This window comes from Streptomyces sp. NPDC052301 (assembly GCF_044593395.1).
Lineage (GTDB): Bacteria > Actinomycetota > Actinomycetes > Streptomycetales > Streptomycetaceae > Streptomyces.
Genome location: NZ_JBIUBE010000016.1, coordinates 1 through 22,342 on the forward strand (window position 1 = coordinate 1; position 22,342 = coordinate 22,342).

Consider the following 22,342-nt stretch of genomic DNA (forward strand, 5'->3'; position numbering starts at 1 on the left):
CTGCAGGGGGGACCCTGTGGGAGAGTAGGACGCCGCCGAACAATCTTTGGGAAAACCCCCGCATCGAAAGATGCGGGGGTTTTCTGCATTTAGGGTTGGCCCATGCGCTACGACCTGATCATCTTCGACAACGACGGTGTCCTCGTCGACAGTGAGCCGATCTCCAACCGGCACCTGGCGGCCTATCTCACCGAGTTGGGGCACCCGACGTCGTACGAGGACTCCTTGCGGGACTACATGGGGTCGGCGATGCACAGGATCCACGATCTGGTTCTGGAGCGGACGGGGCAGCGGCTCCCGGACGAATTCGACGACGTGTTCCACGCGCGGGTCTTCGCCGCGTTCGAGCGGGAGTTGCAGCCCGTGCCCGGTGTGGCCGGCGTGCTGGAGAAGCTGGCCGCGGACGCGGTGCCGTACTGCGTGGCTTCCTCCGGAAGCCACGAGCGGATCCGGGTGGGGCACCGGACCACGGGGCTGGACCGGTGGTTCCAGGAGGAGCGCATCTTCAGTTCGCAGGATGTGGGGCGGGGCAAGCCGGCGCCCGACCTCTTCCTGTACGCGGCTGAGCGCATGGGAGTGGCCCCGGAGCGGTGCGTCGTCGTGGAGGACTCGCCGCTGGGCGTCCAGGCGGCCGTGGCGGCCGGGATGGACGTGTACGGGTTCACCGCCATGACACCGGCGGCACGGCTCGCCGATGCCACCGAACTCTTCTCCTCCATAGGTGAGTTGGCTGACCTGCTGGTATGACCTGAGCTCGCCACGGACCTGACAATTGTCATGCGGACGTCCGGACGATCGTTTCTACCGGCGGACCCCCCGCGGCGGCGAAGCTGAGGGCATGACGAAGAACGCGGGGGCCCAGGGCCGGAACGAGCAGCAGAAGCAGAACCCGAGCGTGCTGGACAACTTCAAGCCGCTGCTGGTCGACGTGGCCGTGCCGCTCGGCTCGTACTACGTCTTCAAGGACGCCTTCGGGATGAGCACCTTCGCCGCGCTCGCCTGGAGCAGCGTGGGGCCGGCGCTGCGGACCGTGTGGAGTCTGGTCAAGGACCGTGCGGCCAACGGGCTGGCGATGCTCATCCTGGTCGTGAACGTGGTGGGTCTGGGCTTGAGCTTCGTCTCCGGTGACCCGCGGCTGATGCTCGCCAAGGACAGCGGGATCAGCAGCACCGTCGGGATCGGGATCCTGGTCTCCGTGGCGCTCGGGAAGCCGATGATGACCGCCGGCCTCAAGCCGTTCATGGTGAAGGGGGACGAGGCCAGGGAGGCCGCCTGGGACCGGCTCGTGTCCGGGGCCGCGGCCGGCTCCCGGGACTTCCGGAGCCGGGAGAAGGTCTTCTCGGTGGTCTGGGGCGTGGTACTGCTCGCCGAGTGCGTCGCGCGGGTCGTCGGGGCGTACACGATCCCGGTGGACACCATGGTCTGGCTCGGCACGGTCATCATGATCGGTTCCATCGTGCTGGGCTCGGTGCTCTGCGGTCCGCTGGCCGCCGGCCCCATCGAGGCCATGGTCAGCGACGAGGTGAGGGCCACGGAGGCCCGGCGGGCCGGGCTGGCCGTCGCTGTCTGAGCCCGCCGCCTGCGCGTACTGGTGAAGCTGAAGGAAATTCACCTTTGGCTGGATCTACCCAGGGGTAGCCCCGGGCCCTACGCTCGCCGCCATGACTGATGTGCTGCGGCGCGGTAGGGCCTCGTTGGCGTTCAGCTTCTTCGCCCAGGGCGCCGCCTTCGCCCTGCTGGTGACGCGCATCCCCGCCGTCCAGGACCGTTACGGCATCTCCGACGCGCTGCTGCCGGTCTTCCTGGCCGCCGTACCCGTCCTCGCCGGTGTCGGCAGCGTGACCACCGAGCAGCTGGTGAAGCGGATACCGCCCAGTCGGCTGCTGCGCTGGTCCCAGCCGGTGGTGCTGCTGGCGCTGCTCGGCGCCGGGGCGGGCGGGGGCATCGCGGAGCTGGCCGTGGCGCTGGGGGTGTTCGGGCTGGCCGTGGGCGCGCTGGACGCGTCCATGAACATGCTCGGGGTGAGCCTGCAGCGGTCGTACGGGCGCAGCATCATGCTCAGCTTCCACGCCGCGTACAGCCTGGGCGGGATCGTCGGGGCCTCGCTGGCCTGGGTGGGGGCGCACTGGCAGCTCCCGCTGTGGGTGTCGTACCTGCCGGTCGTGGCGGTGCTGCTGCCGGCGGCCCTGGTGGGGAGCCGGTGGTACGTCGACGGGGATGCGGCGCCCCTCGAGGATCAGGGCGCCACGGGCGGGGGCGTCGTCTTCAAGCTGCTGCTGCCGCTCTGTCTGGTGATGACCTTCGCCTACGTCGGGGACTCGACCGTCTCCAACTGGAGCGCGAAGTACCTGAAGGACGTGCTGGGCAGCTCGGAGCAGCTGGCGACCGTGCCGTACAACGTGTACATGGTGACCACGCTGGTGGGGCGGGCCCTGGGGGACTTCGGAGTGCGGCGGTTCGGGGCGGCGGCGGTCGTGAGGCTCGGGGCGCTGGTCGCGGCCGGTGGGTTCGCGGTGGTGGCCTCGGCGCCCGGGGCGTGGGTGGGGATGCTCGGGTTCACGCTGTTGGGCTTGGGGCTGTGTGTGCTGGTGCCGCAGACGTTCGCGGCGGCGGGACGGTTGTTCCCGGGTGCTTCGGACGCGGCGATCGCGCGGCTGAACATCTTCAATTACGTGGGTTTTCTGGTCGGTTCCCCGTTGGTGGGCGCTCTGGGTGACGCGTGGAGCTATCGGGGGGCCATGTTCGTGCCGATGGTGTTGGTGCTGGTGACGTTGGTGTACGCCAGGTCGTTCGCCGCTCAACCGGACCGATACGGTGGCGGGCATGAGCGGCCGCGCACAGCTGATGTGGGACGAGGCAGTAACGGGCTATGACTTCGGCCCGGACCATCCGATGGATCCGGTCCGGCTGGCACTGACCCGGAAACTGGTGGGTGCCTTCGGGCTCGACCGGGAGATGGAGGTCGTCGCGGCGAAACCGGCCGGGGAGTCGACGCTGCGGCTGGTCCACCGGGCGGACTACATCGACGCCGTGAAGGTCGCGTCGGCACATCCGTCGGGGGCGGGCGGGGCGTACGGGCTCGGGACCATCGACGATCCCGCCTTCGCGGGGATGCACGAGGTGTCCGCGCTGATCGCGGGGCAGTCGGTGGGCGCCGCGGAGGCGGTGTGGCGGGGGGACGCGGATCATGCCGTGAACTTCGCGGGCGGGCTGCACCATGCGATGCCCGGGGGCGCGTCCGGGTTCTGCATCTACAACGACGCCGCGCTCGCCGTCGCCCGGCTGCTGGAGCTGGGGGCCGAGCGGGTCGCCTATGTGGACGTCGACGTGCATCACGGGGACGGGGTGCAGGCCGCGTTCTGGGAGGACCCGCGGGTGCTGACCATCTCGTTGCACGAGCATCCGCAGACCTTGTTCCCGCAGACCGGGTGGCCGCAGGAGACGGGCGCCGGGGCGGGGGAGGGTGCCGCGGTGAACGTGGCGCTGCCGGCGGGGACCGGCGACGCGGGCTGGGTACGGGCGTTCCACGCGGTGGTGCCGGAGCTGCTCGCGGACTTCCGGCCGCAGGTGCTGGTGACGCAGCACGGGGCCGACACGCACTTCGAGGATCCGCTGGCGCATCTCGCCGTCTCGCTGGATGCGCAGCGGGCGGTGCAGGTGGCGTGTCATGAGCTGGCGCACGAGTACGCGGGCGGGAAGTGGGTCGCGCTCGGTGGGGGCGGCTACGCGGTGGTGGAGGTGGTGCCGCGGTCCTGGACGCATCTGGTGGGTATCGCCGCGGGGAGGCCGGTGGCTCCTGAGACGTTGATCCCCGAGGGGTGGCGGCAGGAAGTGTTCGCCCGGACCCGGCAGTTGGGGCCGCAGCGGATGACTGACGGGCGGTGGCCGGTGAGTTGGGCTTCGTGGGAGTCGGGGTACGACCCCGGGGACCGGCTCGACCAGGCTGTGCTGGCGACTCGGCGGGCGGCGTTTCCGCTGCGGGGGTTGCTGCCGTAGCGCCGGCGCGGGTGCCGGCCGGGCATCGGTTACGCCAACCGTGCGTACTTCCCGCGTTCCCACCCGGGCTCCGTCCTCCGTGCCTCACCATCGCACCCGTGTCGCCCCTCGCTGATCTGCGTGCGCACCTGTTGGCCGCCCGGCTGGCCGGTGTCGTCGCGACGTCGCGGGAGGACAGTCTGCGCAGTTACCGGTTGTTCGCCGCGCGGGACCCGCGTGTGGTGATCGGGATCGATCCCGAAGGTGCCTGGGGGCAGCGGGACCTGCTGGCCCTGATGGCGCAGAAGTGCGGGGTCTCGGACGACCCCCGGCACACCTCGGGGCCGGACGTGATCGATCCGGAGCTGACGCTGGCCGGGCTGGACGCCTTCGCGGACCGGATCCGGGAGGTCGCCCGGCGTGGCGCGCCGGTGCTGTTCGGTACCGGCCATCCGCATCGGCTGCTCGGGTTCTACGCAGGCTTGGCGGACGCGCTCTCGGCGGCGGGGTGTGAGGTGCTCACCCCTGCGCAGGGTCGCTGTATCGACATATTGACCCAGTTCGGTCTACGTACGCTCCGGCTCGACTACGTACGAGGTGTCGCGTTGGTGCGAGCGCCCGAGGCCGGGCGCCCCGGTTGTGAGCCGGGCGTGCACAGCCACTCGCCCCTCCCGGTTCGGGTGGTGCTCGGTGCCGCGGCCGAGGCCGGTGGACCACTGCCCGAGCTGGTCGTGGGGGATCACGGCTGGGTCTGCGGTGCAGGTCAGCTCGGGTTCGAGACCATCGGGCCGGCCGATACGGACGATCCCGCGCTGTTCGTGGGGCAGGCCGAGGGGCGCGTGTCCGTCGTCGTTCCACTTGATGACGGTGTGCGCCCCGCGTACTACCGCCCGCTTACCCGCTACGTACTCAAACGAGCGTGTCTGTCACAGTAGGCGGTTGATGGGTGCACCTCTTCCCCACTTGCATCACCCGCCCCTACATTGGGGAGTGAGCACGCAACGACGAAGAGTCACCGGAAGGGGAAGCCGGTGGCCGTCGAGTGCGGAAGGTTCAGGTGTGTCATGGGTGCAGCTGGCGAGAGGCCTCTGAACGAGGTTCAGTTCCTTACCGTGGCGGAGGTCGCCTCGGTGATGCGAGTGTCGAAGATGACCGTGTACCGGCTGGTGCACAGCGGTCATCTGCCCGCGATCCGGGTGGGGCGGTCCTTCCGCGTCCCGGAACAGGCGGTACACGAGTACCTCCGCGACAGCTATGTGGGGGTGGAGACGGCCTGACGGCGTCCCCGGGTGACCACGAGTGACCTGGGGACATCCCCTCGATTACGACCTGAGCGCTTGGTTGGGTAGGCTGGCCCCTCGTAGGTCGTGTGGGCCCATGGCGCCCAAACAACCGAGTGATGAGAAGTGAGCGAGGGTAGTCGTGGGCTCTGTTATCAAGAAGCGGCGCAAGCGGATGGCCAAGAAGAAGCACCGCAAGCTGCTCAAGCGCACGCGCGTTCAGCGTCGCAACAAGAAGTAAGCGGCGCCGCGAGAGCGTGGCCCCGATGGCCCCCCGCCAGCAATGGCGGGGGGCCATCGGCATGTCCGGGGGCTGCTGCCCGGACACTCCCGGGGTACCCGGCATATTCCGATGGGGGAAATTCCGTCACCTCGTGCATCGGGCGGTCATCACAGTGCAACGTCAACCCGCTAAGTTGGCCGCACACGGGGAACGCGGACACGGGTATCGCGGGAAGGAAGGCGCAGATCTTGGCGAAGGTCGTGCTCGTCACCGGAGTCGCCCGGCAGCTGGGCGGCCGGTTCGTACGGCGGATCCAGCGGGACCCGGACGTGGAGCGGGTGATCGCCGTGGACGCGGTGCCGCCGGCTCACCATCTGGGCGGGGCCGACTTCATCCAGGCCGACATCCGGCAGCCGACGATCGCCCGGGTGCTGGCCGAGACGGGCGCCGACACGGTCGTCCACCTCGATGTGACGGGCACGGCGCTGGGCGGCGGCAACCGGGCCACGGTCAAGGAGACCAACGTCATCGGCACCATGCAGCTGCTCGGCGCCTGCCAGAAGTCGCCGAGCGTGCAGCGCCTGGTCGTCAAGTCCAGTACCAACGTGTACGGGTCCGCACCGCGCGATCCGGCCGTGTTCACCGAGACCACCCCGCCGAAGTCGCTGCCCAGCGGTGGCTTCGCCAAGGACGCCGTCGAGGTCGAGGGATACGTGCGCGGCTTCGCCCGGCGGCGGCCGGACGTCGCCGTGTGCGTGCTGCGGTTCGCGAACATCCTCGGGCCGACCGCGGAGACCCCGCTCGCCTCGTACTTCGCGCTGCCCGTCCTGCCGACCGTGTTCGGGTACGACCCGCGGCTGCAGTTCGTGCACGAGGACGACGTCATCGAGGTGCTCAGGATCGCCTCGCACGAGCCGCGCCGGGGCACCCTGAACAGCGGCACCTTCAACGTCGCCGGGGACGGGGCACTGCTGCTCTCGCAGTGCTCGCGGCGGCTCGGGCGGCCCACCGTGCCGCTGCTGCTGCCGGCGGTCACCTGGGCCGGGTCCCTGGTCCGTACGCTGGGGATGACGGACTTCTCGCCGGAGCAGATCCGGCTGCTCACGCACGGGCGGGTGGTGGACACCGTCCAGATGCGCGAGACGCTGGGCTTCACGCCCAGGTACACGACGGCGGAGGCGTTCGCGGACTTCGCCCGCGGCCAGGGTCCGGGGCTGGTGCCGCCGGAGGCCCTCGCAGGGGCCGTCGACCGGATCGCCGCGCTGGCCGCGCCGGGCGAGGGCCGGCCCACGACGCACAGCGCCGACAGCGCCAACTGAGGAGCGCAGCAACGATGGCGGACGCCAAGGTCATTCCGTTCGACGACGACCGGTCCCGCGGGAGCGCCACGCAGCGCCCGGCGCGGCGCCGGGGCGCGGGCAGCAGGCGCGGCGCCCTGGGCGAGGCGGGTGAGATGGGTGAGGTCCAGCCTCTGCCGGGACGGGCGCAGGCGCAAGAGGATGGGCCTGTGGGCCGCGAGGAGAAGCCGCTGGAGAAGCCGCCGGGGGGCGACGGGCGGGACGGTGGCCTGGAGCGGCGGGTGGCGGCCGGGCTGTCCTTCCTGCGGCGCCGGCTGACCGGGGAGTACGACGTCGACGACTTCGGTTACGACGAGGAGCTGACCGACCAGGTCCTGATGTCGCTGCTGCGGCCGGTGTACGAGAAGTACTTCCGGGTCGAGGTGAAGGGCGTCGAGAACATCCCGGCCGAGGGCGGGGCGCTGATCGTCGCCAACCACTCCGGGACGCTGCCGCTGGACGGCCTGATGATGCAGGTCGCCGTGCACGACCACCACCCCGCGGACCGGCACCTGCGGCTGCTGGCGGCGGACCTGGTGTTCGTGCTGCCGGTGGTCAACGAGCTCGCCCGCAAGCTCGGGCACACGCTGGCCTGCTCGGAGGACGCCGAGCGGCTGCTGGGTCAGGGCGAGCTGGTCGGGGTGATGCCGGAGGGCTTCAAGGGCATCGGGAAACCTTTCAGCGAGCGGTACAAGCTCCAGCGGTTCGGCCGCGGCGGCTTCGTCTCGACGGCTCTGCGGCAGGGGGCGCCGATCATCCCGTGCTCGATCGTCGGGGCCGAGGAGATCTACCCGATGCTCGGCAACGCGAAGACGCTCGCTCGGCTCCTGGGCTTCCCGTACTTCCCGCTGACGCCGACCTTCCCCTGGCTGGGCCCGCTGGGCGCGATTCCGCTGCCGACGAAGTGGACGATCCAGTTCGGGGAGCCGATCGCCACGGACGGGTATCCGCCGGAGGCGGCGGAGGACCCGATGCTGATGTTCAACCTGACGGACCAGGTACGCGAGCAGATCCAGCACACGCTGTACAAGCTGCTGGTGCAGCGGAGGTCGGTGTTCTTCTGAGGAAGGGGCACCTCGCCGCCGGTCGGGGGCCGGTGCAGCTGTCCGATGCCTGCGAAGCAGTGCGAGGGCAGCAGACAGGAGGGGCCAAGCTGTTGGTAGCAGCGCAGGTCGGTGTTCTTCTGACGCCGGCTCGTGTGCGGCGACGAGTACGACGATGGGGGCGCCCGGCTCGGGAAGGGCGCCCCCATCGTCGTACTGCCGTGGGGGGTTAGTTCGTGTCCTCGCTGTCGATGCCCAGGCCCGGCAGGAGGCCGGGGAGGAGCGGGGGCAGGGTGACGTCGGGGGCGGTGGTCGGGGGCTTGCTGGTGGAGGGGGTGCCGCTGCCGGTGCCGGTCTTCGGCGGGTCGAGCAGGCCGCCCGTGTTGCCGCCGAGCAGGCCGTCGCCACTGTCGCCGGTGGCCGAGCCGCTCGGGCTCCCGGGACTCGCGTGCCGGCCGGTGGAGGGGGTGCCGCCCGAGGTGCTGGGCGCCGTCGACCGGTGGGTGCCGGAGGAGCCGGTGGACGCCGAGCCGGAGCCACCCTGCCGCTTGCCGTCGCCGCCGTGGACGGGGGTCTGCGGAAGCAGGGACTGCAGCGGGGCGACCTCCTGGTCTATGGCGTCGAAGACCGACGACACCTGCTGTTTGACGTCCCCGAGCTGCACGGGCAGCTTGTCGCTGAGCGCCGTCCACACCTCGCGGTGGGACTGGGAGAACGTGGACAGGGTCTGGATGGGACCGAGCGAGTCGGGGTCGGCCTCATAGGCCTCGTGCAGCAGGCGGTGGCCCTCGGTCACGTCGTGCTGCATGCCGGACAGGGTGCGGCGGATCTGACCGATGGACTCGTGGTCGAGATGGCCGCCCCGGCCGCGGTCCAGCAGCCGCCGGGCCTCGTTGAGCCGGGTGGAGGCCTGGTCGAGGTAGGTCTGGCCGCGTTGGTCGTCGCTGTCGTCCAGGTAGTTGAGCTTGAAGTCCTCGATGCCGCGTTTGAGGCCGTAGAGCGAGTCTCCGGGCAGGGCGTCGGAGCTCGCGGCGGCGACCCCGCCGAAGGCCCCGGCGGCCACGCCGACGCTGAGCCCGCCCGCGGCGAGCCCCTTGGTCAGCCTGGAACGCGGGCGGAGCTTGCCCAGTGGGCCCGCCCGGTGCGCGCCCTTGGCCCGGTGGGAGCGCTGTTCCGGTACCGACGCATCCGCCGCCCCTGTTCCCTCCTGGAGCATGGCCTCCATCGCGGCCACCAGCTGGGCACGCTGCACGACCTTGACCTCGGGGTCGAGCTGCGGCTTGGGCAGCGCGCCGAGACCCGTGGCGAGGGCCAGCAACGCACCCTGCTCGGGCTGCTCCTCGGTGGTCGGCGGGGAACTCGCCGGGCTTACGGACTGCTCGGCCGCCGTGTCCTGGTCGGACTGCTCCTCCAGGGCCTGGGCGAAGGCGTTCGCCCGCCGGTGCGCCGATACGTTCGCGATCACTGGCGGCACCTCCTCTCGTCATGACGGTCGACTCCCCAGGGGGTCCTGAGGGTTGCACGCCACGACCACTTCCACACGATCGAGTGATCAGGGTCGGCCAGGACGTGACCACAGGGAGCCTGTATCCCGCACAACGACTGGCGCGGCACTTGGGTTACGGACGGCTGGGGAACGGTTCGGAAAGACAACACTCTTTCACCGACCGTGAGTTGACCGTCGCTCACCGTGTCCGGTTCAGCGGGCGTCGTCCGGCAGGAGCCGGGCGAGGGTGCGGACGGCGCGGTACTGGAGGGTCTTGATGGCGCCCTCGTTCTTGCCCATCACCCGGGCGGTCTCGGCGACCGAGAGCCCCTGGAGGAAGCGGAGGGTCACGCACTCCTGCTGCTGCGGGTTGAGCCGGCGTACGGCGTCCAGCAGGGCGGCGTTGGACAGGGACTCCAGGACGGAGTCCTCCGGGGAGCGCTCGACCTCGTTGGCGTCGAGCATCTCGCCGGTGGTGACCTCCAGCCGGAAGCGGCTGGACTTGAAGTGGTCGGCGACGAGGTTGCGGGCGATGGTCACCAGCCACGCCCCGAAGTCCCGGCCCTGCCAGGTGAAGGTGCCGATCCTTCTGAGCGCCCGCAGAAAGGTCTCGCTGGTGAGGTCCTCGGCGGTGGCCCGGCCGCCGACGCGGTAATAGATGTACCGGTAGACGGTGTCGCTGTACTGGTCGTAGAGCCGGCCGAAGGCCTCGGCCTCGCCGGCCTGGGCCCGCTCGACGAGGTCCATCATCCGGGCGCTGTCGCTGTCCGCGGCCGGGCGGCGGGTGGTCGCGGGGCCGCTGGAGCGCCCGCGTCTGCCGACCGCGGCGCCGCCGTCGGCCAGTGCGTAGCACGGGCCGACGGGCGCGGCGGTGGCGGCGAGGGCGGGGACGGCGTACGCGGTGGGGACGAGGCCGCGCAGCGTCTCTTTGACCGTTGCGATCGTTGCGCGCAGCGTAGCCAGGCCCGAGGCGTCAACCCCGACGTGTGGGTACACGGGACTCCCAGAGGCAGAGCTTCCATCACGTGCAGTGCGGAACCGTTCACCCGTCGTAGCGACGGAGAGGTACCGAATTGCGTCTGAGGAGAATAACGCTTCGTGCAGGCACTGCTACACCGAGTTGCTCAAATCACCGATTGCGTCGCTTCTGTTGCCGATTGGCGCCTTATCGAGTGCCGCAGATTGATCGGTTGTTGATCGGAAAGGGACGTGTTTCGGCGAAGTCCGGGGCGTGTTGAAGTGGCCGCGGCATAATTCGGGCGCATGCTGCAGCGCGGCCCGCTACGGCGTGGCGAGGGCGGGTGGCGGTGTGGCGAAGACGAGGGACGGTACGGCGAGGGCAGGGGGGTGGTTACCGGCGACGCCGGCTCAGGGCGATCGCCGCCGCGGTGCCACCGGCGACCGCGCCGACGCCCGCCGCGGCCGGAATGCCCACCTTGGCCGCCTTGCGGCCCGTGCGGTAGTCCCGCAGGCGCCAGTCCTTCTCGCGGGCGTGCTTGCGGAGCTTGGTGTCCGGGTTGATGGCGTAGGGGTGGCCGACCAGGGAGAGCATCGGGATGTCGTTGTGGCTGTCGCTGTACGCCGCGCAGCGGGAGAGGTCCAGTCCCTCCGCCGCGGCCAGGGCGCGGACCGCCTCCGCCTTCGCCGGGCCGTGCAGCGGCTCGCCGACCAGCTTGCCCGTGTAGACGCCGTCCACCGACTCCGCGACCGTGCCCAGCGCGCCGGTCAGGCCGAGGCGGCGGGCGATGACCTGGGCGATCTCCACCGGGGCCGCGGTGACCAGCCACACCTTCTGGCCCGCGTCCAGGTGGGCCTGGGCCAGGGCGCGGGTGCCGGGCCAGATGCGGTCGGCCATGTACTCGTCGTAGATCTCCTCGCCGATCGTCTCCAGCTCGGCCACCCGGTGGCCCTTGACGATCGACAGCGCGGAGTCGCGGGCGTCCTGCATGTGCTCGGGGTCCTCGACGCCGGCCAGCCGGAACCACGCCTGCTGCCAGGCGAACCTGGCGAGGTCGCGGGTCTCGAAGAACTTCCGCTTGTACAGGCCCCGGCCGAAGTGGAACAGCGCGGCGCCCTGCATCACCGTGTTGTCGAGATCGAAGAAGGCAGCCGCCTTGTCGTCACCGATCACCGGGAACTGCGGTTCCTCCGCGGTGACCTGCGGAGCCTCCTGCGAGGTCTTGCGGGCAGCCTCCGCCGAGGCCTCGCCTGCCAACACGCTCCGCGCCGTGGCGGAGCGCCTACGGGGAGTGAGCCATCCGAGAGCGGCCATGTCGTGAGCATAGCCAGTCTGTTCGGTGCTTCCGGCGACCGGAGGTTGGAAGGGTGTGAACTCTCCGCGACCGCGTCGTTAAAGAACCGATCGAGGAACGGCGTCCGGCGCGCGAGAATGGCCGGTATGAGTGCCCTCTTCCGACGCAAGGCCGCCCCCCGCGCGCGGCTGATCACGCTCATCCGCAAGCCCGGCTGCCACCTCTGCGACGACGCGCAGGCGGTGGTCGAGAAGGTCAGCGGAGATCTCGGTGTGCCGTTCGAGCTGAAGGACATCACCCGTGACCAGGCCCTCCACGACCAGTACTGGGAGCAGATCCCGGTCGTACTGGTCGACGGTGAACAGCACACCTTCTGGCGCGTGAACGAGGACCGACTGCGCCGCGCACTGACCGACTAGTACAAACCGGTCGGGAAAGTCGCTTAGGATCGACGGCGGTTTGATCTCGGGGGCGGGATTCGTGAGGAGAGTGTGCGGTTTTGCCCCCAGTAATGAAGGAACGCCGCTGTGTATGCGGCGGTTCCTGGCGAGGGCGCGAAAGTCGCGTGACCCCGGTCACTTCTGCCGGGCAAATCGGACACCATCTTTGTGCACGCGTTCACAAAGACATAGCCTGCTGTCGACGGGGCGGTCTGGGGACGTATGACCGCCTGCAGCCCCGCTCTACCCGCAGGAGCACCGTGGCAACTGGCCGAACACACCGACCGGCGACCCGTAGCCGAGGGATTCCCGAGGCCACCGTCGCCAGGCTTCCGCTGTACCTCCGAGCCCTGACGGCACTGTCCGAGCGCTCGGTACCCACGGTCTCCTCCGAGGAGCTGGCCGCGGCGGCGGGGGTCAACTCCGCCAAGCTGCGCAAGGACTTCTCGTACCTGGGCTCCTACGGAACGCGCGGTGTCGGCTACGACGTGGAGTATCTCGTCTACCAGATCTCCCGTGAACTCGGCCTGACCCAGGACTGGCCGGTTGTGATCGTCGGTATCGGTAACCTCGGCGCCGCCCTTGCCAACTACGGGGGGTTCGCCTCCCGTGGCTTCCGCGTGGCCGCCCTCATCGACGCAGATCCCGCGATGGCCGGGAAGCCCGTCGCCGGCATCCCGGTGCAGCACACCGACGACCTCGAAAAGATCATCAAGGACAACGGCGTGTCGATCGGTGTCATCGCCACGCCCGCCGGTGCCGCCCAGCAGGTCTGCGACCGGCTCGTGGCCGCCGGTGTCACGTCCATCCTGAACTTCGCGCCGACCGTGCTGTCCGTCCCGGACGGCGTCGACGTGCGCAAGGTCGACCTCTCCATCGAGCTGCAGATCCTCGCCTTCCACGAGCAGCGCAAGGCCGGCGAGGAGACCGCCGCGGGCGACGGCGCGCTGCCCGCCGCCACCACCCGTGGCGACTCCGCCGACCAGGGGCCCGACGGGGACGTCCCCGCCGTGATGCCGGCATGAGTCTCCTCGTCGTGGGGCTGAGCCACCGCAGCGCACCGGTCAGCGTGCTGGAGCGGGCCGCGCTCACCGTGGACGCCCAGACCAAGCTGCTGCAGGACACGGTCGCCGCCGAGCCCGCCACCGAGGCCGCGGTGCTCGCCACCTGCAATCGCATCGAGCTGTACGCCGACGTCGACAAGTTCCACGCCGGTGTCGCCGAGCTGTCCACGCTGCTCGCCCAGCACAGCGGCGTCGGCCTGGAAGAGCTGACCCCCTACCTCTACGTGCACTACGAGGACCGGGCCGTCCACCACCTGTTCTCGGTGGCCTGCGGCCTGGACTCGATGGTCGTCGGCGAGGGGCAGATCCTCGGCCAGATCAAGGACTCCCTGGCCCGCGCCCAGGACCTGCACACCGCCGGCAGGCTGCTGAACGACCTGTTCCAGCAGGCCCTGCGGGTCGGCAAGCGCGCCCACTCCGAGACCGGCATCGACCGCGCCGGGCAGTCCCTGGTCACCTTCGGCCTGGAGCAGCTGGCCGCGGGCGGCGACGTCCAGGAATGGGCCGCGGGCCGCAGGGCGCTGGTCATCGGCGCCGGATCGATGTCCTCCCTGGCAGCCGCCACGCTCGCGCGTGCCGGGGTCACCGAGGTCGTCGTCGCCAACCGCACCTTCGACCGCGCCGAACGGCTGGCGGAGATACTGGCCGAGGCGGACGACAACGCCGTGACCGCCCGCGCGGTCGCGATGGACGCCGTACCGGACGAACTGACACGTGCCGACGTCGTCGTCTCCTGTACCGGGGCGACAGGGCTCGTCCTCACGGCGGAAGCGGTCGCCCACGCGGTCGAGGGCCGCACCGGGCAGCCCGTCGCCCTGGATGACAGCAGCGGCCGTACGGCCGTGAAGGCCAAGGCGCCGCTGCCGCCCACCAGTGTCGGCACCGACGAGAACTGCCCGCTGGACCTGGCCGCCGCACAGCCCGGCTTCTCCGTCATGGGTGAGGCCGCCGTGGCCGGCATGGACGCGGCCACCCTGGAGCAGCACGCGGCCTGGGCCGCGGGCGGGGTCGTGGACCGCCGCGAGCGCCGTACGCCCGAGGCGGACGCCGAGCTGATCACCGCGCTCGCCGCGACCGCCGCCATCGTCGGCCGGATCCCCGAGCGGCGCAGGCCGGAGCCGGTCGCCGAGCGTCCGGCGCCCTTTTTCTTCCTCCTCGACCTGGCCATGCCCCGCGACATCGACGCGGCCGTGCACCGGCTGGCCGGGGTACGGCTGGTCGACATCGAGTCGCTCGCGGAAGCCTCCGCCGACGCGCCGATGGCGGCCGACGTGGACCAGGTCCGGCGTATCGTCTCCGACGAGGTCGCGGCCTTCGGGGCGGCCCAGCGGGCGGCGCACATCACGCCGACCGTGGTCGCACTGCGCACCATGGCCGCCGACGTCGTCGCCAGTGAGATCGCGCGGCTCGACGGCCGCCTGCCCGACCTGGACGAACGCCAGCGCGGCGAGATCCGGCAGGCCGTGCACCGGGTCGTCGACAAGCTGCTGCACGCGCCCACCGTACGGGTCAAGCAGCTCGCGGCCGAGCCCGGCGGCGCCGGGTACGCGGACGCGCTGCGCACCCTGTTCGACCTCGACCCCGAGACGGTCGCCGCCGTCTCCCGGGCCGGGGACAGCACAGACGAGAAGGACCGACCGGCATGACTGACAAGGCACTGAGACTGGGGACCAGGCGGAGCAAGCTCGCCATGTCCCAGTCCGGGCAGGTGGCGGAGGCCGTCCACCGGGTGACCGGCCGGCCCGTCGAGCTGGTCGAGATCACCACGTACGGCGACACCTCCCGCGAGCATCTGGCGCAGATCGGCGGCACCGGCGTCTTCGTGACGGCGCTGCGCGACGCGCTGGCGCGGGGCGAGGTCGACTTCGCGGTTCATTCGCTCAAGGACCTCCCGACGGCGCAGCCCGAGGAACTGGTCCTGGCCGCCGTACCGGTGCGCGAGGACCCGCGGGACGTGATCGTCGCCCGGGACGCGCTGAAGTTCACCGACCTGCCGCGCGGCGCGCGCATCGGCACCGGCGCGCCCCGCCGCATGGCGCAGCTGAACGCGTACGCCCGCGCCCACGGCCTGGACATGGAGACGGTCCCGATCCGCGGCAACGTGGACACCCGCATCCGGTACGTCCAGGACGGGGAGCTCGACGCGGTCGTGCTGGCCGCCGCCGGACTGAACCGGATCGGCCGGATCGACGAGGTGACCGACTTCCTGTCGGTCGACACGGTTCTGCCCGCCCCCGGCCAGGGGGCCCTGGCGATCGAGTGTGCCGCGGACGACGCGGACCTGATCGCGGCGCTCGGCGAGCTCGACGACCCGTTCACGCGGGTCGCCGTGACCGCCGAACGGTCACTGCTCGCCGCCCTGGAGGCCGGTTGCAGCGCCCCCGTGGGCGCGCTCGCCGACCTTCCCCCACTCTCGGCTCCGCTCGAGCGGGGGGACCCCCACGCCGACGAACAGTTTGTCAAGGAAATGCGCCTGCGCGGCGTCGTCGCCACGATCGACGGCACCCGCATGGTGCAGTTGTCCACCACCGGTCCCGTGCCCCAGACGCACGACCAGGCGTGGGCACTCGGTCGCGAACTCGCCACCGAGATGCTCGCCCAGGGCGCGGCCGGTCTGATGGGGGAGCGAGCACATTGAGCCCCACCGCCCTTCCTGCCGCCGGTCCTGAACACGGGCACGTCACCTTCCTCGGTGCCGGACCCGGAGATCCGGGACTGCTGACCCTGCGCGCCGTGGAGGCGCTGTCGAGCGCGGACGTCCTGGTCGCCGAGCACGAGGTGCTCGACGTGATCCGGACGCACGCCCGACAGGGCGTCTCCGTCGTGCAGACCGACGCCGATCCCTCTTCGGTCTCGCCGCCGGGCACGGGCACGCCCCAGCTGACGGTCGTTGACGGCACGTCAACACCCGCCGCTGCCCCGGCTGCTGCCCGGGATGCCGCTCATCTTGTCATGGAGGCCGCGCGGGGCGGCAGGCGGGTCGTCCGTGCGGTGTCCGGGGACCCGGGACTGGATACGGACGCGGCCGAGGAAATGCTCGCCTGCGCCGCCGCCGGGGTGCCCTTCGAGGTCGTACCGGGCGTGGCCGCGGCGGTCGGTGTGCCGGCGTACGCCGGTGTGCCGCTGCGCGACGGTCAGGGCGCGGACGTCCGGTTCGTCGACGCCCGGACCGCCTCCGACCGCTGCTGGACCGAGGTGGGCGCGTCGGACGGCACGGTCGTCGTGTCGACGACGCTCGACTCGGTGGCCGCTGCCGCGGGCGAACTGGTCTCGGCGGGCCGCAAGCCGGACACCCCGCTGACGGTGACGATCGCCGGTACGACGACCCGCCAGCGCACCTGGACGGCGACGCTCGGCACGATCGCGCAGACGCTGAAGCAGGCGAAGGTGCTGCCGTCCCCGGACGGCGGCCGGCCGGTGATAGCCGTGGTCGGCGAGCGTTCCGCAGCCGCCCAGCGCGACCGGTTGTCGTGGTTCGAGTCCAAGCCGCTGTTCGGCTGGAAGGTGCTCGTGCCGCGGACGAAGGAGCAGGCGGCGTCGCTCTCCGACCAGCTGCGGTCCTACGGCGCCGTGCCGCACGAGGTCCCGACGATCGCGGTGGAACCGCCGCGCACGCCCCAGCAGATGGAACGTGCCGTCAAGGGCCTGGTCACCGGCCGCTACGAGTGGATCGCCTTCACGTCGGTCAACGCGGTGAAGGCGGTACGGGAGAAGTTCGAGGAGTACGGCCTTGACGCTCGGGCTTTTGCGGGTATCAAGGTGGCTGCGGTGGGCGAGCAGACGGCCAAGGCGCTCGTCGCCTTCGGCGTGAAGCCCGACCTGGTGCCGAGCGGTGAGCAGTCCGCGGCGGGCCTCCTGGAGGACTGGCCCCCCTACGACCCGGTCTTCGACCCGATCGACCGTGTCTTCCTGCCCCGCGCCGACATCGCCACCGAGACCCTGGTGGCCGGTCTGATCGAGCTCGGCTGGGAGGTCGACGACGTCACGGCCTACCGGACCGTCCGCGCCTCGCCGCCGCCGGCGGAGACCCGCGAGGCCATCAAGGGCGGTGGCTTCGACGCGGTCCTCTTCACGTCCTCGTCGACGGTCCGGAACCTGGTCGGCATCGCGGGCAAGCCGCACAACGTGACGGTGATCGCCTGCATCGGCCCGGCCACGGCCAAGACGGCCGAGGAGCACGGTCTCCGGGTGGACGTCATGGCTCCGGAGCCGTCGGTGCACAAGCTGGCGGAGGCGCTGGCGGACTTCGGCATGAAGCGCCGGGCTGCGGCGGTGGAGGCCGGGGATCCGGTGACTCGGCCGAGCGAACGGCGGCCGGGGGCGCGCAGGCGCCGCTCGACGACGTAGCCACAGCCCCTCGCGGGACCTTGCGCGCCCCGCCGTCCACTGCGGACGGCGGGGCGCCGCCGTCCGCCGTCCGCTGCTCCTCCCCGACGGGAGCCGGGGCAGCCGGAGAGCTGGGGTACGATCCGCGCGTCGCCGCCCCGCCCGGGACGGCCGAGTGGTATAGGGGACCTCCGGATGGGCTACCGGCCGCGCGTTGTCCGCGCGCTCGTGCTGCTGGTCGGCTTCTGGCTGATGGGCCTGGCCATGCTGGTGGCCATGGCCGTGCTCGACTGGCTGCTGGTGACCCGGCTGCTCACCGCCCGGGCGGCTTGGCTCGAGGGCATGGTCCTGACCGTCACCGTCCTGCTGGCGCTGGCGATCGTGCGGGGCATGTTCGTCTTCGTGCGGGCCGGGCGCCTGGGGCCGGTGCCGCATGCGGTGGCGGTCGCGCCGCGGGACCAGCCCGAGCTGTGGGAACAGGTGCGCGTTGCCGCACAGGTGGCAGGAGAACGGCCGCCGGACGAGCTCCACCTGGTCGCCGAGGTGAACGCGGGCGTCGCCGAGCACAGCCGTCTGCTGGGGCTGTTGCCCGGACGGCGCCGTATGCTCCTGGGTCTGCCGCTGCTCGCCGGGCTGACCGTCCCACAGCTGCGTGCCGTCCTCGCCCACGAGTTCGGGCACTTCGCTCACCTGGACACCCGGCTCGGCGGAGTCGTCATGCGCGGCCGGAACGCAGTGCTGCACACGGTGGCTGTGTTCGGCCGGGGGAGTACCCCGCTGCACCGCACGATCGGCGCGCTGTACCTCGGTTACGCCCGCGTGTTCCTGCGGACCTCGCAGTCCGTGGCCCGCCGGCAGGAACGTGCCGCAGACCAGGTGGCCGCCCGGCACGCGGGCCGTGGCGCGACGGTCGCCGCGCTGCGCGCCCTCCCGGTACTCGACGCCGCACACACCCACTACCGGCGGACGTACGCCGAGATGGGAACGCCGCTCGGGGCCCTGCCCCCGGTGGGCGAAGTGCACGGCGGCTTCGTGCGGCTGCTCGCCGCCCGGCCCGGGGAGCACCTCGCCACCCTTTCCGCCGGGTGCCGTGCGCGCAGGCCGCACCCGTACGACTCGCACCCGCCGACCGCCGAACGGATCGCCCTGGTCGAGGAACTGCCCGCCGACGGGCGGGACGACGACTCGGCCGACGCGCCGACCGCGCTCGGCCTGCTGCGCGATCCGGGCAAGGTGTTCGCCGAACTGGAGGCGTGCACGCTGCCGCACGAGGCGGCCGGGCTGCGGCGCATGAGCTGGGACGACCTCGTCATGGCCCGCGCGGTCGCCGACGCGGAGGGCTGGTCCCGGCCGCTGCGGCTCGCCGTCGTCAGGGCGCTGCGTGCTCAGGCCCGAGGCGCCGGCGAACCGGTGGGCACCGAGTTGCCCGGCCTGGAGGAGGTGCTCGACGCCTTCGACCGGGGCCTGCTGTGGATGGAGGTCGCCGACCGCATGCCCAAGCCGCCGCAGGCGGCGCGACTGGTCGGGGCGTCCGCCCGCAACTTCATCCGGCCCAAGGTCTTCGACGGGCTCGCGGGCATGGTCCATCTGCGCCTCACCGACGCCGGACTCGCCCGCCCCGACATCGCGTGGTCGGGGCGTCCCGGACTCGCCCTGCCCGAGGAGTGGGAGAAGTCCATGGACGAGGCCCTCGACGCGGCCGTCGCCGACACACCTGACACCGCACCCCTGCGCACCCTGCTCGCCGGCATCGACCACATGCCCGTCCGACCCCGCGCCGGCGTCGGCGACCGGAGGCATAGGGGGCTGTCGCGGGACCCCGCCGGCTGATCATCGGCCGACCGCGTACTCGTGCGGTTCGGCGCGGGCTGAGCGGCAGACGGGGCGGTGTTGCCCGTCTGCCGCTCGGTGCCGGTCAGGCCGCGGTACCTCCCGCGTAGTCGCTGCTGAACGTTGTCTCGATCGTCTGGGCCACCGGCTGGGTCACGCCCGTGCCGGTGAGGATGATGCCCAGTTCGCGGTTGTCGGCGAGTGAGTTGCTGCTGAGGTTCATGGAGCCGGCCTCGACCTCCTGGGTGGTCAGGCCGTAGTCGGCGACCATCGCCTTGGCGTGGATGTAGAAGCCGTTGGGGTCGGAGTAGCCGACGACCGTGCCGCCGGCCGCCTTGACGGCGGAGACCTGGCTCGAGTAGCCGGACGGGTTCTCCAGGACCACGCGGACCTTCACGCCGGCCTTGGCGCGGGCCACGATCGCGTTGACCACCGTGCTGTCGCTGAACTCCAGCTCCTCCACGTCGAGGGTCTTGGTCGCGGAGTTGACGAAGGACACCAGGCGGTTGCGGGAGTCGGTGGGGGACCAGAGCAGGTGGTCCCCGTCGGTGGGGGTGACCGAGGTGGCCGTGTAGTCGGCGTCGAAGACCTTCTCGACGGCGGCGACGTCGCGCGTGTCGTCGGTGAAGACGCCGTAGTCGCGGCTGGTCGTGTAGTACTGCGCGGTGAGGTTGCCGGTCAGGATCAGGGACTTGGTGCCGTCGACCGTGATCGTCTTCTGGTGGGTGTAGACGAACGCCGAGGACGACCAGACCACGCCTATGCCGGCGTCGGTCAGGGAGGTGTACGCCGCGTTGTCGGCGGTCTTGTGCCGGCGGTCGAGGATGACCCGGACCCTGACGCCCTTGTTCTTCAGGGCTATGAGGTCGTTGACGGCCGTGGTGTCCTCCAGCTCGTACATCGTCATGTCGAGTGTGCTGGTGGCCGAGTTGATGAAGTCGTAGATCGTGGGCTGGCTGCCGGTCCGGGAGAAGGCGAACGCCGAGTAGCTCGCCGCGTTCGCGGGAACGGCCGTGACGACGACGGCGGTGCCGGCGGCGAGGGCGACGGCCGCGCGGGTGAGGGCCTTCCGCAGCATGCGTGACTCCTAGGGGGAAGCCGTGGGAGGGGGTGGCGCGTGCATGACACCACGCGCGTAGAACGCTGGGGAGGCCGGCGGATCCAGGGATGCCCAGGGGAGCGCAAAGACTTCGTATGACGGCACCGCCATGCCCTCGAATGCGGTGTCTGTGGGCCGCCCGTGGGCCACTCACCGGGCCGACACGGTGTTGGCAAAGGCGCGCCCCGGGCGGGCGTAGCGTAGAAGGCATGACGAAGTACGGATCCTTCCCCGGTACCCGTCCCCGGCGGCTGCGGACCTCGCCGGTCATGCGGCGGATGGTCGCCGAGACACGGCTGCACCCCGCCGACTTCATCCTCCCGGCGTTCATCAGGGAGGGCGTCAGCGAGCCCGTGCCGATCGCCTCGATGCCCGGTGTCGTCCAGCACACCCGCGACAGCCTGAAGAAGGCCGCGCTGGAGGCCGTGGAGGCGGGGATCTCCGGGATCATGCTGTTCGGCGTGCCGGAGGACTCCAAGAAGGACGCCCAGGGGACGGTCGGCACCGACCCCGACGGGATCCTCCAGGTCGCACTCCGCGATGTGCGGGCCGAGGTCGGCGACGACCTGCTCGTCATGTCGGACCTGTGCCTGGACGAGTTCACCGACCACGGGCACTGCGGGGTGCTGGACGCCGAGGGCCGGGTCGACAACGACGCCACCCTGGAGCGGTACGCCGAGATGGCCCAGGTGCAGGCCGACGCCGGCGCCCATGTCGTCGGGCCCAGCGGGATGATGGACGGCCAGATCGGTGTCGTCCGGGACGCGCTCGACCAGATCGGCCGCGAGGACGTGGCGATCCTCGCCTACACCGCCAAGTACTCCTCCGCCTTCTACGGCCCCTTCCGCGAGGCCGTCGCCTCCTCGCTGCAGGGCGACCGCAAGACCTACCAGCAGGACCCCGCCAACTGGCGCGAGTCCCTGCGCGAGCTGGAGCTGGACCTGGCCGAGGGCGCCGACATGGTGATGGTCAAGCCGGCCGGGCCGTACCTGGACATCCTCGCCCGGGTCGCGGACGCCGTGGACGTGCCCGTCGCCGCCTACCAGATCTCCGGCGAGTACGCGATGATCGAGGCCGCCGCCGAGAAGGGCTGGGTGGAGCGGGACCGCGCCATCTTCGAGACCCTGACCGGCATCAAGCGGGCCGGAGCGCGGAACATCCTCACCTACTGGGCGACCGAGGCGGCCCAGAAGATGAGGCGGTTCGACTGAACGCGGACGCGTTCCGCTCGGCCGGCTACCAGGCGAGCGCGTCCGACTTCTCCCGCTGCCAGTACGTCATCGCCAGCGTGGAGTCGTAGTACACGCCCTTCGCGGGCAGCGACGGGTGCGCGGAGGGGCCGCTGCCGGTGTTCGGCACGCGGCCCTGGAAGAACACCTCCAGCCTGTGGGCCGTGGTGCCGTGCTCGCCGCTGCCGTCCGCGGCCGACAGCCGCACGCCCGCGTACCCGGACTCGCCCGGCGCCAGGCTCACCACCGCCTGCGGCCGGCTGTCGTTGATCACCTCCGGTGCCCACTGAGCGTCGTCGAAGCGCGGGGTCGGCCAGTACATCAGGTCGCAGCGCGCGCCGCTCGTGTTCGTCGCGGTGAGCAGCAGGTGGTTAAGCGGACGGGACACCGGCGTGGCGGTCACCTTCGTGTTCGAGCCGTTGCAGGGGTGGACCGCGGCGCCGGGAGTGCGTGTGCGCGGCTTGGCGGTGCGGGCGGAGACGGTGGTGGCGTCGGGGACGCCCGCGGTGCTCGTCGCGCCCGGGGCGCCGGGCGCGGCGGAGGCGCTGGGTGCGGTGGTCCTGTCGGCCGTGGTCGTGGCCGTCGCCGCGGGCTCCGGCCGGGCAGCGCCCTCGTCCTTCGTGCCGGTTCCGCCGCCCGCGCAGGCCGTGAGGGCGAGAGCGGTCAGGGCGGTACCGGTCGCGGCGTACAGACGGATGTGGCGCAAACGCATGGCAAGTCCTCTTTCGGGCCGGGCCCCTTGGCGTGCTTGGATGACC

At 71.3% G+C, this 22,342-nt stretch carries 21 protein-coding genes; 16 read left to right on the plus strand and 5 right to left on the minus strand.

Annotation, left to right across the window (positions count from 1 at the left end; translation table 11 throughout):
* Nucleotides 1–102: 102 nt before the first annotated feature.
* The 9 genes from ACIHEJ_RS33605 to ACIHEJ_RS33645 all read left to right on the plus strand — a co-directional run bounded on the left by ACIHEJ_RS33605 (nucleotide 103) and on the right by ACIHEJ_RS33645 (nucleotide 7,879).
* Nucleotides 103–747 (plus strand): HAD family hydrolase, encoded by a 645-nt coding sequence (locus ACIHEJ_RS33605; protein WP_400141263.1) that lies wholly within the window; start codon nucleotides 103–105, stop codon nucleotides 745–747.
* A gap of 91 nt (nucleotides 748–838) precedes the next feature.
* Complete coding sequence (locus tag ACIHEJ_RS33610) at nucleotides 839–1,570, plus strand: VC0807 family protein (RefSeq protein WP_400141265.1); 732 nt, start codon at nucleotides 839–841, stop codon at nucleotides 1,568–1,570.
* Between the two features lie 91 nt (nucleotides 1,571–1,661).
* On the plus strand, nucleotides 1,662–2,873 hold the full coding sequence (locus tag ACIHEJ_RS33615) for an MFS transporter (protein WP_400141267.1): 1,212 nt from the start codon (nucleotides 1,662–1,664) through the stop codon (nucleotides 2,871–2,873).
* Nucleotides 2,824–3,996, plus strand: a complete 1,173-nt coding sequence (locus tag ACIHEJ_RS33620; protein ID WP_400141269.1) for an acetoin utilization protein AcuC — start codon at nucleotides 2,824–2,826, stop codon at nucleotides 3,994–3,996. Before ACIHEJ_RS33615 ends, ACIHEJ_RS33620 begins: the two co-directional genes overlap by 50 nt.
* Nucleotides 3,997–4,094: 98 nt before the next feature.
* Nucleotides 4,095–4,910, plus strand: coding sequence for a phosphatase (locus tag ACIHEJ_RS33625; RefSeq protein ID WP_400141271.1), 816 nt, complete (start codon nucleotides 4,095–4,097; stop codon nucleotides 4,908–4,910).
* Nucleotides 4,911–5,039: 129 nt separating this feature from the next.
* Nucleotides 5,040–5,252: a helix-turn-helix domain-containing protein gene (locus tag ACIHEJ_RS33630; RefSeq protein WP_158727370.1), complete on the plus strand. Its 213-nt coding sequence runs from the start codon at nucleotides 5,040–5,042 to the stop codon at nucleotides 5,250–5,252.
* A gap of 145 nt (nucleotides 5,253–5,397) precedes the next feature.
* On the plus strand, nucleotides 5,398–5,496 hold the full coding sequence (locus ACIHEJ_RS33635; protein ID WP_003948845.1) for a 30S ribosomal protein bS22: 99 nt from the start codon (nucleotides 5,398–5,400) through the stop codon (nucleotides 5,494–5,496).
* 230 nt (nucleotides 5,497–5,726) lie between these two features.
* Nucleotides 5,727–6,797, plus strand: coding sequence for an NAD-dependent epimerase/dehydratase family protein (locus ACIHEJ_RS33640; RefSeq protein ID WP_400141273.1), 1,071 nt, complete (start codon nucleotides 5,727–5,729; stop codon nucleotides 6,795–6,797).
* A 14-nt stretch (nucleotides 6,798–6,811) separates the two neighbouring features.
* Nucleotides 6,812–7,879, plus strand: coding sequence for a lysophospholipid acyltransferase family protein (locus tag ACIHEJ_RS33645; RefSeq protein WP_400141275.1), 1,068 nt, complete (start codon nucleotides 6,812–6,814; stop codon nucleotides 7,877–7,879).
* A gap of 208 nt (nucleotides 7,880–8,087) precedes the next feature.
* Here ACIHEJ_RS33645 and ACIHEJ_RS33650 read toward each other — a convergent pair whose 3' ends face one another.
* The 3 genes from ACIHEJ_RS33650 to ACIHEJ_RS33660 form a co-directional block, all read right to left on the minus strand.
* The gene (locus tag ACIHEJ_RS33650; RefSeq protein WP_400141277.1) at nucleotides 8,088–9,323 is read right to left on the minus strand and encodes a DUF5667 domain-containing protein; all 1,236 of its coding nucleotides are present in this window, start codon (nucleotides 9,321–9,323) and stop codon (nucleotides 8,088–8,090) included.
* 234 nt (nucleotides 9,324–9,557) lie between these two features.
* Nucleotides 9,558–10,340, minus strand: a complete 783-nt coding sequence (locus tag ACIHEJ_RS33655) for an ECF subfamily RNA polymerase sigma factor, BldN family (RefSeq protein ID WP_400141279.1) — start codon at nucleotides 10,338–10,340, stop codon at nucleotides 9,558–9,560.
* Nucleotides 10,341–10,695: 355 nt separating this feature from the next.
* Nucleotides 10,696–11,616 carry an HAD family hydrolase gene (locus ACIHEJ_RS33660; RefSeq protein ID WP_400141281.1) on the minus strand — a complete coding sequence of 307 codons (921 nt, stop codon included), beginning with the start codon at nucleotides 11,614–11,616 and terminating at the stop codon, nucleotides 10,696–10,698.
* 117 nt (nucleotides 11,617–11,733) lie between these two features.
* Between ACIHEJ_RS33660 and ACIHEJ_RS33665 the strand changes: the two genes are divergently transcribed.
* The 6 genes from ACIHEJ_RS33665 to ACIHEJ_RS33690 all read left to right on the plus strand — a co-directional run bounded on the left by ACIHEJ_RS33665 (nucleotide 11,734) and on the right by ACIHEJ_RS33690 (nucleotide 19,256).
* Nucleotides 11,734–12,015 (plus strand): glutaredoxin family protein, encoded by a 282-nt coding sequence (locus ACIHEJ_RS33665; RefSeq protein ID WP_400141282.1) that lies wholly within the window; start codon nucleotides 11,734–11,736, stop codon nucleotides 12,013–12,015.
* Between the two features lie 281 nt (nucleotides 12,016–12,296).
* Nucleotides 12,297–13,061: a redox-sensing transcriptional repressor Rex gene (locus ACIHEJ_RS33670; RefSeq protein ID WP_400141283.1), complete on the plus strand. Its 765-nt coding sequence runs from the start codon at nucleotides 12,297–12,299 to the stop codon at nucleotides 13,059–13,061.
* Nucleotides 13,058–14,746 (plus strand): glutamyl-tRNA reductase, encoded by a 1,689-nt coding sequence (locus tag ACIHEJ_RS33675; protein WP_400141285.1) that lies wholly within the window; start codon nucleotides 13,058–13,060, stop codon nucleotides 14,744–14,746. The genes ACIHEJ_RS33670 and ACIHEJ_RS33675 overlap by 4 nt, the downstream gene beginning before the upstream one ends.
* On the plus strand, nucleotides 14,743–15,738 hold the full coding sequence (hemC, locus tag ACIHEJ_RS33680) for a hydroxymethylbilane synthase (protein ID WP_400141287.1): 996 nt from the start codon (nucleotides 14,743–14,745) through the stop codon (nucleotides 15,736–15,738). Before ACIHEJ_RS33675 ends, hemC begins: the two co-directional genes overlap by 4 nt.
* Nucleotides 15,735–17,447, plus strand: a complete 1,713-nt coding sequence (locus ACIHEJ_RS33685) for a uroporphyrinogen-III synthase (protein WP_400141289.1) — start codon at nucleotides 15,735–15,737, stop codon at nucleotides 17,445–17,447. Before hemC ends, ACIHEJ_RS33685 begins: the two co-directional genes overlap by 4 nt.
* 174 nt (nucleotides 17,448–17,621) lie before the next feature.
* Entirely contained in the window at nucleotides 17,622–19,256 is a 1,635-nt protein-coding gene (locus tag ACIHEJ_RS33690) for a M48 family metallopeptidase (RefSeq protein WP_400141291.1), read from the plus strand.
* A gap of 85 nt (nucleotides 19,257–19,341) precedes the next feature.
* Here the strand turns inward: ACIHEJ_RS33690 and ACIHEJ_RS33695 are convergent, their stop codons facing one another.
* Entirely contained in the window at nucleotides 19,342–20,334 is a 993-nt protein-coding gene (locus tag ACIHEJ_RS33695) for a phospholipase D-like domain-containing protein (RefSeq protein ID WP_400141293.1), read from the minus strand.
* A gap of 230 nt (nucleotides 20,335–20,564) precedes the next feature.
* On the opposite strand from ACIHEJ_RS33695, the gene hemB reads away from it, so the two are divergent.
* A complete protein-coding gene (gene hemB / locus ACIHEJ_RS33700) occupies nucleotides 20,565–21,566 on the plus strand; it encodes a porphobilinogen synthase (RefSeq protein ID WP_400141295.1) in 1,002 nt (333 codons plus the stop codon).
* Nucleotides 21,567–21,591: 25 nt separating this feature from the next.
* On the opposite strand, the gene ACIHEJ_RS33705 is transcribed toward hemB, so the two are convergent.
* The gene (locus ACIHEJ_RS33705) at nucleotides 21,592–22,296 is read right to left on the minus strand and encodes a DUF4232 domain-containing protein (protein WP_400141297.1); all 705 of its coding nucleotides are present in this window, start codon (nucleotides 22,294–22,296) and stop codon (nucleotides 21,592–21,594) included.
* Between the last annotated feature and the right edge of the window lie 46 nt (nucleotides 22,297–22,342).

Coding starts and splice junctions, on each gene's coding strand:
- ACIHEJ_RS33705 (WP_400141297.1), bottom strand. CDS start 22,296: ATGCGTTTGCGCCACATCCGTCTGTACGCCGCGACCGGTACCGCCCTG.
- ACIHEJ_RS33630 (WP_158727370.1), top strand. CDS start 5,040: ATGGGTGCAGCTGGCGAGAGGCCTCTGAACGAGGTTCAGTTCCTTACC.
- ACIHEJ_RS33645 (WP_400141275.1), top strand. CDS start 6,812: ATGGCGGACGCCAAGGTCATTCCGTTCGACGACGACCGGTCCCGCGGG.
- ACIHEJ_RS33620 (WP_400141269.1), top strand. CDS start 2,824: ATGAGCGGCCGCGCACAGCTGATGTGGGACGAGGCAGTAACGGGCTAT.
- ACIHEJ_RS33695 (WP_400141293.1), bottom strand. CDS start 20,334: ATGCTGCGGAAGGCCCTCACCCGCGCGGCCGTCGCCCTCGCCGCCGGC.
- hemB (WP_400141295.1), top strand. CDS start 20,565: ATGACGAAGTACGGATCCTTCCCCGGTACCCGTCCCCGGCGGCTGCGG.
- ACIHEJ_RS33660 (WP_400141281.1), bottom strand. CDS start 11,616: ATGGCCGCTCTCGGATGGCTCACTCCCCGTAGGCGCTCCGCCACGGCG.
- ACIHEJ_RS33610 (WP_400141265.1), top strand. CDS start 839: ATGACGAAGAACGCGGGGGCCCAGGGCCGGAACGAGCAGCAGAAGCAG.
- ACIHEJ_RS33605 (WP_400141263.1), top strand. CDS start 103: ATGCGCTACGACCTGATCATCTTCGACAACGACGGTGTCCTCGTCGAC.
- ACIHEJ_RS33690 (WP_400141291.1), top strand. CDS start 17,622: ATGGGCTACCGGCCGCGCGTTGTCCGCGCGCTCGTGCTGCTGGTCGGC.
- ACIHEJ_RS33675 (WP_400141285.1), top strand. CDS start 13,058: ATGAGTCTCCTCGTCGTGGGGCTGAGCCACCGCAGCGCACCGGTCAGC.
- ACIHEJ_RS33615 (WP_400141267.1), top strand. CDS start 1,662: ATGACTGATGTGCTGCGGCGCGGTAGGGCCTCGTTGGCGTTCAGCTTC.
- hemC (WP_400141287.1), top strand. CDS start 14,743: ATGACTGACAAGGCACTGAGACTGGGGACCAGGCGGAGCAAGCTCGCC.
- ACIHEJ_RS33665 (WP_400141282.1), top strand. CDS start 11,734: ATGGCCGGTATGAGTGCCCTCTTCCGACGCAAGGCCGCCCCCCGCGCG.